Source organism: Micromonospora sp. NPDC049047 (assembly GCF_040649135.1).
GTDB lineage: Bacteria > Actinomycetota > Actinomycetes > Mycobacteriales > Micromonosporaceae > Micromonospora.
This window is the reverse complement of the sequence record NZ_JBEZEY010000003.1, coordinates 328,584-343,494: the sequence shown is the minus strand read 5'-3', so window position 1 is coordinate 343,494 and position 14,911 is coordinate 328,584. Positions and strand designations below refer to the sequence as shown.

Below are 14,911 nucleotides of genomic sequence, written 5' to 3'. Positions count from 1 at the left end.
CGGGCTGCCGGAAGCCCGTCGGGTACGGCGGGAAGATGACATGTCGGGGAGACGGGCAACCCGGGTAAGGTCGCTCTCGACGGGTACGGCAGGGGCCGACGCTGCGCGTCGACACTGGTCGGCCGGTTCCTTCAACGGCAGAGCGGGAAGCCACATGCCCAGCAGTGCGGGTCCATCGATCGACACGATCACCGAGGGAGGACGGGTGACCCAGGTCGGCGAGGGTCAGGAGGCGGACGAAAGCGCTCCTCCGGTCATGACCTTCGGTGCTCCCACGGCCGGTGAAGTCCTCGCCGAGCGGTACGAGCTGGTTGAGCACATCAACAACGACAGCGCAGGTCGGCTGGTCTGGCGCGGGGTCGACGTCATCCTGCGCCGTCCCGTCGCGGTGGTGCTGCGCTACCCGGGTGGCGACTCCGCCACCGAGATGCTCCAGGCCGCCGTGGCGGCCAGTCGGGTCATCCACCCCAACCTGGTCGGCGTCTACGACGCGATCGACGAGGCCGAGCGGGCGTACGTGGTGCGCGAATGGGTCGACGGGCAGTCCCTGCGCGACCTGGCGGCCGACGGCCCGCTGGACCCGGCCCGCGCCACCGCGATCGGCAACGCCGTCGCCAGCGCACTCGCCGCCGTGCACGCCACCGGCATGGTGCACGGCAACGTCCACCCCGGCACCGTCATGATCAGTGACGAGGGCCGCGTGGTTCTGGCCGATGCGCGCACCGATGGCGCGGACAGCCAGGAGAACGACATCCGGGCCGTCGGCGGCATCCTCTACTTCGCCCTCACCGGCTCGTGGCCGCACGCCGAGGCACCGCTGCACGGCGCCACCGCCGGTCACGGCCGGGCCGCTATCCCGGACGCCGTTCGGGATGCCGGGGGTGGCATCGCGGCCCCACGTCAGGTCCGCGCGGGCGTGCCCGCGTACCTGGACGACCTGACAATGGATCTGCTCGACGCCGAGATCGCGCCGCCGTCCTCCGATGTGCTCGCCGCCGAGCTGGCCCGACTGGACGTGCCGGCCGAGGAGGAGCACTACCTCGAGAACAGCGGCCCGCTGCGGTTCGCCGCCGAGACCGGAGAAGAGCCGTCGCCGCTGGCCGCGGCCGGCGGCCGCAAGGTCGCCGTGGGCATCGCCGGCCTGCTGGCGGTGGCCCTGGTCGGTCTGCTGATCGGGATCAGCACGCTCGGCGACAAGGACCCGCAGGCCGGGCAGAGCCCCACCCCCTCAGCGAGCGCCCCGGCCGGCGATGCCACCCCGGCCGCCGCCACGGTCCGCAAGCTGCCGGTGAAGACCGTCCGGATCATCGACCCGGACAGCCAGGTGCGCGATGAGCTGGGCGGCGCGGAAAAGGTGACCGACGGCGACCCCGACAAGGGCTGGGGCACCGACACGTACACGACCGCCAAGTTCGGCAACAAGAAGCAGGGCATGGGGATCTGGCTGGATCTCGGTGCGCCGCACACGGTCAAGTCCGTGCAGGCGGTCCTCTCGGCCCGGGGCGCCTCCGCCCAGCTCCTCACCGGCACCATCGACCCGCCGTCGACCTCCACCGGCGACAAGCAGCTGATCGCCAACTACAAGACCGCGAAGAACGCCATCGGGCAACCCTTCGAGGACCATGACGGCACCACGATGGCGTTCGACGGCTTCGACGTCGACACGAAATACCAGTACCTGCTGTTCTGGATCACCGAGTTGCCGGCCAGTGAGCGGGGCTTCCAGGTCGACGTCGAGGAGATCACGGTCCAGGGGTCGTGAGCCTGGCATCTCCGCCGTGGCACCGCATCCGCAGGACGTGGTGATGGACGGGCGCGCTGCCGCTTCGGATCTGGAGCTGCTGCGCGCCCACGTCGATGGCGACCGGCAGGCCTTCGCCGAGCTGTTCCACAGGCACCGCGACCGGCTCTGGGCGGTCGCCCTGCGTACGCTCGGTGACCGTGAAGAGGCCGCTGACGCACTCCAGGACGCGCTGCTCTCCGCACACCGGGCGGCCGCGCGCTTCCGCGGTGACTCCGCAGTCACCACCTGGCTGCACCGGATCGTGGTGAACGCCTGCCTGGATCGGATCCGTCGCCGGCAGGCACACCCGACAGTGCCGCTGCCGGACGGCAACCGGGCCTGGGACGGCTCGGGCACCGGCGGGATCGAGCCGGTGGCGCCCGCACCGGACCACGACACCGCGCTCGTGGTCCGTGCGGCGCTTGCCGCGCTGCCCGTGGAGCAACGTGCCGCGCTGGTGCTGGTGGACGTGCAGGGCTATCCGGTCGCCGAGGCCGCCCGGATCCTCGGTGTCGCCGAGGGGACGGTGAAGAGCCGGTGTGCCCGGGGACGGGCCCGGCTGGCCGTGCTGCTCGGGCACCTGCGGCCCACCGGCAACCCACCGCCGCCGTCGGCCCGCCCGGAACCGACCGGCCCGACCAGGGAGGTGCTGGGCGTCACGCCGGGGAACCCGGGCCCGGCCGAGGGCGTCGGATCGGGGTCGGGACGGTACCGGCGGGACGCCAATCAGGAGGACACGTGACGACCGAGGGGTTCCGGGGGGTCGACGACGACCTCCTCGCTGACTACCTCGGCGGGGCGTTGGACGGCACCCCGCAGCAGGAGGAGGTCGCCCGGCTGGTGGCCACGGACCCGGCCTGGGCCGAGGCGCACGCGCTGCTGGCGCCCGCGCTCGCGGAGGTGCGGGCGGAGCTGACCCGCTGGGCCGAGCCGTCGCCGCAGATGCCGCAGGCGATCGCCGACCGTCTCGGCGCCGCGCTCGTTGAGCTGGGGCCGATGGTGGCAGACACCTCGACCGACGAGGACACCGCCGCGACCGCCGACGCCGACCGCCCCGCGACATCACCTGTCGTACCGATGCAGGGCGGGGCGCGCCGCCGGCCAGCCGGCCCCGCACCGGCCGGTTCTGGTCGGTCTTCCACCGGACCAGGTCGCCGTGCCGGCTGGATCCGCCGTGGCGCGCCGGTGGCGGCCGCCGCGATCGCCGTTGTCGCGGTCGCGCTGGGCCTCAACCAGCTGTCGATGCGTGCGGGCGACGACACCGCCGGCACCAGCGCGATGGAACGGCCGGCCAACGCACCGGCGGGCGCCGCGGCGCCCGCAGCGGCCCGCACCACCGGCCCGGCACTGCGCAGCGGTACGAACTACACCCCGCAGACCCTCGGCAACGCGGTGGACGTCGACGGGGAGACCCTGGCGTCTCCCGGCCGGGCGACGGGTGACGCGGCCGGCTCGCCGCCGGAGTTGGGCACCGGGGAGCGACGCCCTTCACCCGACGGGTCGGACCAGTTGGCCCGGTTGACCACCGACGCCGCCCTGAGCACCTGCCTGGCCGACGTAGCGGCGGAGCACGGATCCGCGCCGCTGACGGTCGAGATGATCGACTATGCGCGTTTCCAGGGCGAGCAGGCGCTTGTCATCCGTTTCACCGACGCCACCGGGTCCCGCTGGGCCTGGGTGAGCGGCCCGGAGTGCGGAGTGCCGGGGTCCGGCTCGGACAGCCGGTATTCCGCGCGGGTAGGGTGAATCCACGGTCATCGGCATGATGACCGGCCACGTGACCTGACCCACCAGATGCCCGTCTCGGGAATCCCCGATTCGTACGATGACGTTCTGGAAGTCAGCTGTCGACCCACCCAGGCGTCGGCAACTCGGATCAGCGCCGGTGCGCTCACCGACGCTGAACACACACACTCGGGAGACGGCAGTGGACGAGGTCCGCAACCTGATCATCATCGGCTCCGGGCCGGCCGGCTACACCGCGGCGGTCTACGCCGCACGCGCCAACCTGAAGCCTTTGATCATTGAGGGCGTGCAGTCCGGTGGTGCGCTGATGACCACCACCGAGGTGGAAAACTTCCCCGGCTTCGCCGACGGCATCCTCGGCCCCGAGCTGATGGACAACATGCGCAAGCAGGCCGAGCGGTTCGGTGCCGAGTTCCTCACCGACGACGTGACCCGGGTCGAGCTGGTGGACACCGGCGACGCCGGTTCCGGCGCGGTTAGCACCGTGTGGGTCGGCGAGACCGCCTACCGGGCCCGGTCCATCATCCTCTCCACCGGTTCGGCCTGGCGTCCGCTGGGCGTGCCCGGCGAGCAGGAGTTCCTCGGCCACGGCGTCTCCGCGTGCGCCACCTGTGACGGCTTCTTCTTCCGCAACCAGCAGATCGTGGTTGTCGGCGGTGGTGACTCGGCGATGGAGGAGGCCACCTTCCTCACCCGCTTCGCGGAGTCGGTCACCATCATCCACCGGCGCGACTCGTTCCGGGCCAGCAAGATCATGGCCGACCGGGCGCTGAGCAACGAGAAGATCAAGGTCGAGTGGAACAGCACCGTCGAGGAGATCCTCGGCGACGACGGCAAGGTCACCGGCGTACGGGTCCGCAACGTGCACACCGGCGACACCAAGGTGCTTGACGTCACCGGCGTCTTCGTGGCCATCGGTCACGACCCCCGCAGTGAACTCTTCCGTGGTCAGGTCGAGTTGGACGACGAGGGCTACGTGAAGGTCCAGGCCCCCGGCACACACACGAACGTGCCCGGCGTCTTCGCCGCCGGCGACGTGGTCGACCACACCTACCGTCAGGCGATCACCGCGGCCGGCACCGGCTGTGCCGCCGCGCTCGACGCCGAACGGTTCATCGCGACGCTCAGCTGAATCAAGAACACATCCCGGAGGAGGGGCACAGTGGGAAATACCAAGGCGGTCACCGACAAGAGCTTCGTCGCAGACGTGCTGCAGGCCGACAAGCCGGTTCTGGTCGACTTCTGGGCCGAGTGGTGCGGCCCCTGCCGCAAGGTGTCGCCGCTGCTCGAGGAGATCGCCGGCGAGATGGGCGACCGGGTCAGCATCGTCAAGCTCAACATCGACGAGAACCCGGAGACCGCCCGCGCCTACCGGGTCATGTCGGTGCCGACGCTCACCGTCTTCAAGAACGGCCAGCCGGTGCAGTCGATCGCTGGTGCCAAGCCGAAGGGCGAGCTGGTCCGACTCATCGAATCGGCGCTCTGACCAGCAGAAACATCCACCTAACCCCGTACCCGATCTCGGGTGCGGGGTTAGGTGTCTTTCCGGCCCGCGCCGGTTGACGTTTTTCCCGGCCCGGCCACCTCGCCGCCCCGGACCGCATAGCCTCAACCCTGGGCCGCCCGGCCAGCCATCGTCGTGCAGAGGGGGTCGTGCCGTGCGTCCGATCCGAGCCGGTGACCGGGGACCCGCGGTCACGGAGATCCGCAGCATCCTGACCGGCCTCGACCTGCTCACCGCTGCGGGACCGGCCACCGACGAATTCGACCTGGACACCGAGCGGGCGGTCCGCGCGTTCCAGCAGTCCCGGGGTCTCAGCGTGGACGGCCGGGTCGGGGCGGAAACCTGGCGCGCCCTGGACGCCGCCCGCTGGCGGCTCGGCGCCCGCACCCTCTACCACGCGGTCCCCGACCCGCTCAGCGGCGAGGACGTTCGGTCACTGCAGGAGCGGCTGCTGGAGATGGGGTACGACGTGGGCCGGGCGGACGCCATCTACGGCATCCGGACGTCCCGGGCGGTGGCCCAGTTCCAGCGGGAGGTCGGCCTGGCCCCCGACGGTTCCTGCGGCCCGCACACGATGAACGCGTTGCGCCGGATCGGCCGCAAGGTGGTCGGTGGCCGACCGCAGTGGCTCCGCGAATCCGACGCCATCCGACAGTCCGGGCCGGCGTTGGTCGGCAAGACGGTGGTCGTCGACCCCGGGCACGGGGGCACCGACCCGGGGATGGTGGTGCCCGACGGGTCGCTGCGCTGGACGGAGGCGGACCTGGTGCATGACCTGGCCAGCCGGCTGGAGGGGCGGCTCGCCGCGACCGGGGTACGGGTGCAGCTCACCCGCGGCCCGTCGCCCGACAGATGCCTACCGGACACCGACCGGGCGCTGCTCGCCAACTCGCTGGGCGCTGACGTGTTCATCTCGCTGCACCTGGACGGGCACGCCAACCCCGAGGCGGAGGGCGTCGCCACCTACCACTACGGCACCGACAACGGCGTCACGTCGGCGACCGGTGAACGTCTGGCCGGGCTTGTGCAGCGGGAGATCGTCGCCCGCACGGGGCTCCGGGACTGCCGTACCCACGCCAAGACCTGGGACCTGCTGCGGCTGACGCGAATGCCGGCCGTGCGGATCGAGGTCGGCTACCTCACCTCACCCACCGACCGCGCCAAACTGGTCGACCCCCGTTTCCGCGACCGGGTGGTGGAGGCGATCGTGGCGGCGGTGCAACGGATGTACTACCCGATCGAACGGGACGTACCCACCGGCTCGTTGGACGTCAGCGAACTACGGGCCGTCGTGATCGCCGGCACGGTTGTCGACTGATCCGCCGACTCGGCGATCAGGTGTTCGTGGAGCGGGTGGCCGGCGCGGGGCGGACCGGGCGGAGCAGGGTCTCCGGGCTCATCGAGCCGAGCAACTTCTCCAGCGCGTACTCGACGTCGGACTTCCAGCTCAGCGCGGTTCGCAGCTCAAGGCGCAGCCGGGGGAAGCGCGGATGCGGACGTACCGTCTTGAACCCCACGGAGAGGAAGAAGTCGACAGGTGCCACGCAGCCGCCCGCGGGGTCGTCCGCGTCGCCGAACTTGGCGTCGCCGAACGCCTCAATGGCCTTGATCCCCCGCTTGGTCAGGTCCCGGGCGACACCCTGCACAAGCATCCGGCCCAGCCCGCCACCTGCGAACGCGGCGACCACGTTGGCGGTCATCAGCAGTGCCGCGTCAGCGGAGACGGGCGAGGTCGGGAACGCCATCGAGCGGGGCACGTAGGCGGGCGGCGCGTACGTGACGAACCCGGCCGGCATGCCGTCGACGTACGCGAGTTTGCCGCAGGAGCCCCACTCCAGCAGCGTCTGGGAGACCCACGCCTCCTTCTCCAGGCCCGGATCACCGGCGGCGCAGGCCCGGTCCGCGGAGACCGGATCAAGCTCCCAGTAGACGCACTGTCGGCACGGGCGAGGAAGGTCTTCAAGCGTGTCGAGGGTCAGGCTGACCAGACGTCGCGACATATGGCGCATCCCCACAATAGGCTCGGTGGTAGGACCGGCGCGCAACGACAGCGCCGCCTTCCTGCTCCGACGAGCGATCGTACGCCGCCGATCGGCGATCCGGGAGGGGACGCGCAAATGCCCAGCCCACCGGGGGACACCCAGGCTGGTCCGGCATGTGGTCGATCCGAATCGGTAGGGCCCTGGTGCGGTGCGGGCGGACTAGGATCGACAATCGGTGTCTCGTCGCCATGGTCATCGGTGGATGGGGTACCCGGGCGGTAGCCACCCGAGCAGCGATCGAGGTGAGGTCATGACCGGCACGACACTCGACGACTACACCGACCGGTATGCCCGGCGGGTACGTGGGATGACCGCCTCCGAGATCCGAGCACTGTTCGCGGTGGCCAGCCGTCCAGAGGTCGTCTCGCTCGCCGGTGGCGCACCGTACATTGCCGCCCTGCCGCTCGACGCGGTAGGCGAGATGCTCGGCCGGCTCGGCTCCGAGCACGGCGTGACCACCCTGCAGTACGGCATCGGTCAGGGCACCCTCGAGCTGCGCGAACGGATCTGCGAGGTGATGTCGCTCTCCGGGATCGACGCCGCGTGTGGCGCCTCTCCCGAGGACGTCGTGGTCACCGTCGGCGGGCAGCAGGCACTCGACCTGGTGGCCCGACTCTTCCTCGACCCGGGGGACGTGGTGCTGGCCGAGGGGCCGACGTACGTCGGTGCGCTCGGAGTGTTCCAGGCCGCCCAGGCCCAGGTCGTGCACGTACCCATGGACGCGGACGGGCTCGTCCCGGAAGCGCTGGAGGCGGCCATCGCCGACCTGTCCCGCGCCGGGCGCCGGGTGAAGTTCCTCTACACGATCCCCACCTACCAGAACCCGACCGGCGTGACGCTCAGCGAGGAGCGCCGGGAACGGGTGCTCGACATCTGCGAGCGCGCCGGTCTGCTCGTCGTCGAGGACGACCCGTACGGTCAGCTGGGGTTCGAGGGGGAAGCGCCGGCGCCGCTACGGGCCCGCCGCCGGGACGGGGTCTTCTACCTCAGCACCTTCTCCAAGACCTTCGCGCCCGGCCTGCGGGTCGGTTGGATCCTGGCCCCGCACGCGGTCCGCGACAAGCTGGTGATCGCCAGTGAGGCGCAGATCCTCTGCCCCAGCGGCTACGCCCAGGCCGCCGTCTCCACCTACCTCGGCACGATGCCCTGGCGGCAGCAGCTCAAGGTCTACCGCGAGGTCTACCGGGAACGCCGGGACGCCCTGCTCGACGCGATGACCGACCTGATGCCCGAGGGCACCAGCTGGACCAAGCCGGCCGGTGGCCTCTTCGTGTGGGCCACCCTGCCCGACGGGCTCGACTCGAAGGCGATGATGCCCCGCGCGGTCGCCGCCCGGGTCGCCTACGTACCCGGCACCGGCTTCTACGCCGACGGCACCGGCACCGAGGCGATGCGCCTCAACTTCAGCTTCCCGCCGCCGGAGCGGATCCGCGAGGGCGTCCGCCGGCTGTCCGGCGTGATGGAGCAGGAAATCGCGATGCGCCGGGTCTTCGGTGCCGTGGGCGGCGCCACCGGCCGCCGCGGCCAGGCCGGCTCCGACGTGCCCGGTCCTGACTTGGCATGATGCCGGCATGGGTACGACCGCCATCGAGCGTCTCCTCGTGACCGATTCCGCAGTCCCGGCCGACCTCCACGTCGTCGTGCTCGCCGGTGGGCTCTCCTACGAACGGGACGTGTCGCTGCGCTCCGGTCGGCGGGTGCTCGACGCACTGCGTGCCGTCGGCGTCGAAGCCGAACTTCGGGACGCCGATGTGGCACTGCTCCCGGCGCTTGCCGCCGACCCACCCGACGCCGTCGTCATCGCGCTGCACGGCGCCACCGGCGAAGACGGTTCGCTGCGCGGTGTGCTTGACCTGTGCGACATCCCGTACGTCGGCTGTGACGCCCGAGCTTCCCGGGTCGCCTGGGACAAGCCGTCGGCCAAGGCGGTGCTCCGCGAAAACGACATCCCGACCCCGGACTGGGTGGCCCTCCCGCACGATCGCTTCTCCGAGCTCGGCGCGGTCGCCGTACTCGATCGGATCGTCGACCGACTGGGTCTGCCGCTGATGGTGAAACCCGCACAGGGTGGGTCTGGGCTCGGTGGGGCGGTGGTCCGGGACGCCGCAGCGCTGCCCGCGGCGATGGTGGGCTGCTTCGCGTACGACTCCACCGCCCTGGTGGAGCGGTACGTGCCCGGCATGGACGTGGCGGTCTCCGTTGTCGACCTGGGCTCCGGGCCGCAGGCGCTGCCACCGGTGGAGATCGTGCCGCGCAACGGGGTGTACGACTACGCGGCCCGCTACACGGCCGGGCGGACCACCTGGCACGCTCCGGCCCGGTTGGCCCCCGAGGTGTCCGCCGCCGTCGCTGACGTGGCCCTCGCCGCACACACCGCGCTCGGCCTGCGGGATCTCTCGCGGGTCGACGTGATCGTGGACGCCGCCGGCCAGCCACACGTGCTGGAGGTCAACGTCTCGCCGGGCATGACGGAGACGTCGCTGCTGCCACTCGCCGTGCAGGCGGCAGGGCTGGACTTCGGCCGACTCCTCGGCACCCTTGTCGCCCGGGCGGCGGCCCGCGTCACCACTGTCTGACGCACTCGCCGCCGCCTCGGTGCGGCGCTGCGCCCGGCCACCAGGTTTGCGCGATTGCCACGAGCCCGGGCCGCCGCGCCACCCTCATGGCCGGTTCACGGTCAGGGAGCACTCGCAGTGCCGCTGTCCGGGGTGGCGCTGTCCGGGGTGGTCCCTGCGGTGGCCTCGTTGACCGCGCCCGGTGCGGGCTCGACACCGGTGCTGCCCACCCGAGCACGAAGGGCTGCGGCAGCGGCGAGGGATGTGGATCCGCCGCGAGTCGACTCGTCGGCGCCCGCAACGCCGAATGCCGAGGTATCTGATGTGGGCGTGGCGGCGGTCGGGGCGCCGGGCGTTGGGGCACCGGACGGTGTGGCGGTGGAGACGCCGGTTGGCGCGTTCGTGGCGGATGCCGGTCGATCGGGCCCAGCAGTCGGTCCGGTGTCGGCCAGCGCTCCGGTGTTGGCCCTCAATCCGGTGTTGGCCCTCAATCCGGTGTCGGCCGACGAGCCGGTGTCGGCCGACGAGCCGGTGTTGGTCGACGAGCCTGTGTCGGCCAGCGGCCCGGTGTTGGCCGACGAGCCGGTGTCCAGGTCCGGGCCGGCCGGATCGGCTGCGGGTGCCTCATCGACGTCGATCTGATCGGTGCCGGCGTTGGGTTGCGGTGCTGGCTCCGGTGTTTCCTCGGCTGCCTCGATGACCGAGGCTGCCGAGGCGGCTTCCGCGGCGGCCTGCGCGGCGGCAGCGGCATCCGCGGCGGCGGACTGGGCCAGCAGACTGGACGGCGCCTGCCACTGGATTCGGGGCGGCTCGGCGAGCGGACGGCCGCCGAACTCGGCGAGCCAGGCGGCGACGAGCGCCAGATTCTCCCGCCACTGCGACTCGGAGATCGGCGGCAGGATCGAATCCCACAGCGACAGGAAGGTGCCCCGCAACTGGAGCCGACCGTACGGCCGGGCGAGGAACCACATGTGTAGGTGGGCCGAGCCGTCTCCCCACCGGTTCACGTGCACCCGCGCCACGCCGTCGAGCGACCGGATGGCCCGTTCCAGCCGCACGGTCATCACGCCCAGCTCAGCGGCGAGCAGGTTCGGCAGGTCGCCAAGGTCGAGGTGGGTCCGCGATTCCAGGATGAGCACCATGGGTAGGCCGGTGGGCCGGTCCATGGCCCGGACCCGCCACCGCTCGCCGACCCAGATGTAGGCCTCGTCGGGTGCGTTGCAGGCGGTGCATTCCCGGAGACCCTCGCCCTTCCGGGGTGGCTCGACCGGGACCGGATCATCGAGTTGCTTCACGTGGAGGTCGCCCTCGAAGGGAAACGACGGCCACTGCGTGAAGTCCGGGACTGAGGGAGGGGTGTCGTGCACGACGCTGACCCTAACCGAGTCTGGCACCGCTGTCCCTACCTGTTTGACAGCTCCCGGCTGACCGGATCAGTGTCCTCAGTCGGCCAGGTGTGCCACGTCACCACCGGCCGGTAAACCGGTATCCACAGGCTGCCGAGATCGCCAACACAGGCCGTCATCCACAGGCTCGCACCCGCTCCCACGCGCTGTTTCACGTGAAACAGGGGGTACCTGTGGACAACGGGTGTGGATAACTTTTTGGCCGGTCGGTCGTTGTCCGCGGAGCGCTGAACCGCCCGGCACCAACTGCTCCGACAGCGCCGGCCGAACGAGGGCGATCTGCCACCCTCTGCCGCTTCGGAAGCTACGGGAACGGGCCGTCGCAGCCGACCGTTCACCGGCCTCGACAGCTCGATCGTCCCTCGTCGGCAATCGCCGTGCCGACGGCCTCGGGTGTCCCCGCCGCCGCGTCGCCGACGGCTGGCAGACCGGGCGGTCAAGCACCAGCGCTCCAAGCTCTCGCCGACGGTCAAGCACCGGAAGCCTTCCCAACGGTCAGGCACCGGCGGCCGGAGGCTGGCGACGGTCGAGCACCAACAACCGGACGCCACTGTCGCGCCTCGGGCACACCGCCAACCGGACGCCACGATCGCGCCTCGGGGGCACACCCACAACCGGACGCCACGATCGTGCCTCGGGCAGAACAACGACCGGGGCGCCACCGCCGCGCATCTGGGCGTATCAACAACAGGAGGACCTCGCCGGGCCGTCGAGCACCCAACAGCCGGCATCACCCCGCGCCTCTGCCGCACCGACGAGGGGACGGCCTCGCGGCTGGTTGAGTGCCAATGAGCCGGAGACACCTCAACCTCAGCACGACCGGAGGCACCGCCCGGGGCCCGGGAGCCAGCGACCGGAGGTGGCGGCCGAACGCCGACGGCAGACGAGTAGCGCCAGCGCGAGGCGACCGGGGGTCGCATTCGGGCCCAGAGGCCGTGCGGGAGGTCCGAGCCGGCCGGAGGTCACCCTGCGGCCTGCGTGGCGGCAGCGGGCCGCTCAGCGGCCGCAGCGGCATCGCACTGTCGTTCTCTGGGCGCGCCTCGCAGGCTTCCTGGCGTGGCCCCTCCACGTTTCACGTGAAACGGGCCTCGTCTGCCGAGCCGGGTTTGCCGAGTGCCGCCCGCCGGTCCGCCGGTCCGCCGGAGGGAGCAACGGGTCTGCGTGGCGCACGGTCACCCCTGTCGGGGTCGGCAACCACGATTTACGTCTCAGAGAACTCCGCTGGACGAGCCTGAAACGGCGGCCGTTTCACGTGAAACGCGGTCAACCGGATGCGGAACGGCCGCGCTACCCGGAGGGGTGCGCGGCCGTTGGCGGAGAGGGCCGGCTCAGTCCCCGCTCTCCTCCTGTTGAACTCCGATGATTCCGACGATCCGCTCAAGGTCGTCCACTGTCGCGAACTCGATGGTGATCTTCCCCTTGCTCCGGCCGATGTCGACCTTCACCCGGGTGTCGAACCGGTCCGACAGTCGGTCGGCGAGATCGGTCAGGGCCGGCGCGTGCGCCTTCGGCCGGCGCTTCGCGGCCTGTCCCTTCGCCGGCCCGTCGTTGAGGGTCAGGGCAACGATCTCCTCGGTCGCCCGAACTGACAGGCCCTCCGCCACGATCCGCAGCGCCAACTGCTCCTGCGCCTCGGTGTCATCGAGGCTCAGTAGCGCGCGGGCGTGGCCCGCCGACAGGATCCCCGCAGCGACCCGGCGCTGCACCTGAGCCGGCAGGTTGAGTAGCCGGATCGTGTTGGAGATCTGCGGGCGGCTCCGGCCAATCCGTCGGGCCAACTCCTCGTGGGTGGCCCCGAACTCCTCAAGCAGTTGCTGATAGGCGGCGGCCTCTTCGAGAGGGTTCAGATTGGCCCGGTGGATGTTCTCCAGCAGGGCGTCGCGGAGCATGGCGTCGTCACGGGTGTCCCGGATGATCGCCGGAATGCTGTCTCGCCCCACAGCCTGGGCGGCCCGCCACCGCCGCTCGCCCATCACCAGCTCGTACTTCTCGTCGTCGAGCTGTCGAACCACGATGGGCTGAAGGAAGCCGACCTCCTGGATGGAGGTCTTGAGTTCCTCCAGAGCCTCCTCGTCGAAGACCTGGCGGGGCTGCTTCGGGTTGGGCAGGATCGCGTCGACGGAAATCTCGGCGAATCGCGCTCCGGGTACCGGGCTGAGCGTGGACTCCGGCTCGTGCACCGTCGCCAGGGCGGGCACTGCCGGGGCGGCCGGGGTGCCGGCGTCGTCCGCGTACTCGATCTCCGGCTCTGCCGTCACGGTGTCGGCGGCACCCGGCACCGGCCCGGTCGGGATCAGTGCCCCCAGGCCCCTACCCAGACCGCCCCGAGGACGGTTCTTCATGCCTCGCCTCCCAGCGACTCGTCCGCACTACGCATTCCGGCCCACCGGCTCCTTGACGCCGCGCTCGGCAATCTCCTGGGCGGCCTCGAAGTAGCTCGTGGCACCCCGCGACCCGGGATCGTAGGTCATCACCGACTGGCCATAGCTGGGTGCCTCGGAGACCCGGACATTGCGGGGGATGACCGCCTGGAGGACCTTGTCGCCGAAGTGGTTCCGGACGTCCTGCTCGACCGCGTCGGCCAACCGGGTACGCCGGTCGTACATCGTCAGGAGGATGGTGGAGACGTCAAGCTTCGGGTTGAGGTGCTGGCGTACCAGGTTGATGTTGTTGATCAGCTGGTTGAGCCCCTCCAGGGCGTAGTACTCGCACTGGATCGGGATCAGCACCTCCTGGGCGGCAACCAGGGCGTTGACCGTGAGCAACCCGAGCGAGGGCGGGCAGTCGATAAAGACATAGTCGAACTCGCCCGGGTAGGCGGCGATCGCGCGGTCCAGGCGCGACTCCCGCGCCACCACCGACACCAGCTCGATCTCGGCGCCGGCCAGGTCGATGGTCGCGGGTACGCACCAGAGATTGGGGATGCCCTCGACCGCCTGCGCCACCTCGGCCAGCGGCACGCTGTTGATCAGACAGTCGTAGACGTCCGGGATGCCGGTGTGATGCGGGACGTTGAGCCCGGTGGAGGCGTTGCCCTGCGGATCGAGGTCGACCACGAGCACCCGGTTGCCGTGCAGGGCGAGTGCCACCGCAAGGTTGACGGTGGTCGTGGTCTTACCCACGCCGCCCTTCTGGTTGGCGACGCACATGACCCGGGTCCGGTCGGGCCGAGGCATTGTCACCTCGCCACTGGGATTCAGGATCTGCACGGCGCGCATCGCCTCCATAGCCAACGGTGGGTCATCCTCTTCGCGCGTCGGGGTTTCACGTGAAACGTACGTGGGGTCGGTCGCCACGGCGGCCAACGACTCGGTCGAAGCGACAGGTGGATCGGCACTCACCGCCGTGGCGTCCCGAACAGCCGCCGCGCTGGGCTGGTGGGGGACCGCCGGCTCGAAGCGAACCGCCCGCGCGGTGTTGCGTCGTCCCAACGTCTGCCGCACCTCAACGACATTCGCCGGGCGGGTCGAACCCTCCGATGGCCGTCGAGCCGCCGCCGGGTCCACAACTTCGGGACCGGTCTGTTGCGCCGCTGGATCTCCGCCGAACACCGACGGATCAACGTCCGCAGGTTGGATGGCTGGCCCGGTCGTGCCGGGCGACCAGCTCGGGTAGTCGGTTTCACGTGAAACGGGATCGCTAGTCGACCCGGTCACGCGTGGATCGTCGTACCTGCCGTCGTCATGCACCTGTCATCCCTGCCCGCTTCGGATGGTCGGTCCGCGCCCCGGTCAACTTGGCCACACCCACGCTCGCAACCCGGAGCGTACGGCCCTCGGGAGCGGTCGGAGACCCGCGACGTCCGTCGCCCGCTCCACACTATCGACGCGCGGTCAGCCTACGGCGGACGGGCGCGGCCGGTCCACGTCGGGTTC

General features: G+C 70.9%; 11 protein-coding genes and 1 pseudogene. 8 read left to right on the top strand and 4 right to left on the bottom strand.

What is annotated here, in order from left to right:
* Positions 1 to 154: 154 nt before the first annotated feature.
* From AB0B86_RS07240 to AB0B86_RS07215, 6 genes are all read left to right on the top strand, one after another.
* Entirely contained in the window at positions 155 to 1,762 is a 1,608-nt protein-coding gene (locus AB0B86_RS07240) for a protein kinase family protein (RefSeq protein WP_357411287.1), read from the top strand.
* 43 nt (positions 1,763 to 1,805) lie between these two features.
* Complete coding sequence (gene sigM / locus AB0B86_RS07235; protein WP_357411331.1) at positions 1,806 to 2,525, top strand: RNA polymerase sigma factor SigM; 720 nt, start codon at positions 1,806 to 1,808, stop codon at positions 2,523 to 2,525.
* Entirely contained in the window at positions 2,522 to 3,529 is a 1,008-nt protein-coding gene (locus AB0B86_RS07230) for a hypothetical protein (RefSeq protein ID WP_357411289.1), read from the top strand. The genes sigM and AB0B86_RS07230 overlap by 4 nt, the downstream gene beginning before the upstream one ends.
* A gap of 181 nt (positions 3,530 to 3,710) precedes the next feature.
* On the top strand, positions 3,711 to 4,661 hold the full coding sequence (trxB, locus tag AB0B86_RS07225) for a thioredoxin-disulfide reductase (RefSeq protein WP_357411291.1): 951 nt from the start codon (positions 3,711 to 3,713) through the stop codon (positions 4,659 to 4,661).
* Between the two features lie 30 nt (positions 4,662 to 4,691).
* Positions 4,692 to 5,015: a thioredoxin gene (gene trxA / locus AB0B86_RS07220; protein WP_053651673.1), complete on the top strand. Its 324-nt coding sequence runs from the start codon at positions 4,692 to 4,694 to the stop codon at positions 5,013 to 5,015.
* A 172-nt stretch (positions 5,016 to 5,187) separates the two neighbouring features.
* Positions 5,188 to 6,351 carry an N-acetylmuramoyl-L-alanine amidase gene (locus AB0B86_RS07215; RefSeq protein ID WP_357411293.1) on the top strand — a complete coding sequence of 388 codons (1,164 nt, stop codon included), beginning with the start codon at positions 5,188 to 5,190 and terminating at the stop codon, positions 6,349 to 6,351.
* Between the two features lie 16 nt (positions 6,352 to 6,367).
* Here the strand turns inward: AB0B86_RS07215 and AB0B86_RS07210 are convergent, their stop codons facing one another.
* Positions 6,368 to 7,033, bottom strand: coding sequence for a GNAT family N-acetyltransferase (locus AB0B86_RS07210; protein WP_357411296.1), 666 nt, complete (start codon positions 7,031 to 7,033; stop codon positions 6,368 to 6,370).
* A gap of 292 nt (positions 7,034 to 7,325) precedes the next feature.
* On the opposite strand from AB0B86_RS07210, the gene AB0B86_RS07205 reads away from it, so the two are divergent.
* Entirely contained in the window at positions 7,326 to 8,639 is a 1,314-nt protein-coding gene (locus AB0B86_RS07205; protein WP_357411298.1) for a PLP-dependent aminotransferase family protein, read from the top strand.
* A gap of 7 nt (positions 8,640 to 8,646) precedes the next feature.
* Positions 8,647 to 9,651: a D-alanine--D-alanine ligase gene (locus AB0B86_RS07200; RefSeq protein ID WP_357411300.1), complete on the top strand. Its 1,005-nt coding sequence runs from the start codon at positions 8,647 to 8,649 to the stop codon at positions 9,649 to 9,651.
* A gap of 755 nt (positions 9,652 to 10,406) precedes the next feature.
* On the opposite strand, the pseudogene AB0B86_RS07195 reads toward AB0B86_RS07200, so the two are convergent.
* The 3 genes and pseudogenes from AB0B86_RS07195 to AB0B86_RS07185 all read right to left on the bottom strand — a co-directional run.
* Positions 10,407 to 10,997 (bottom strand): annotated as a pseudogene (locus AB0B86_RS07195) (hypothetical protein); the annotation flags it as partial.
* 1,367 nt (positions 10,998 to 12,364) lie between these two features.
* On the bottom strand, positions 12,365 to 13,378 hold the full coding sequence (locus AB0B86_RS07190; RefSeq protein ID WP_357411302.1) for a ParB/RepB/Spo0J family partition protein: 1,014 nt from the start codon (positions 13,376 to 13,378) through the stop codon (positions 12,365 to 12,367).
* Between the two features lie 27 nt (positions 13,379 to 13,405).
* Positions 13,406 to 14,725, bottom strand: a complete 1,320-nt coding sequence (locus tag AB0B86_RS07185) for an AAA family ATPase (protein ID WP_357411304.1) — start codon at positions 14,723 to 14,725, stop codon at positions 13,406 to 13,408.
* Positions 14,726 to 14,911 lie beyond the last annotated feature (186 nt).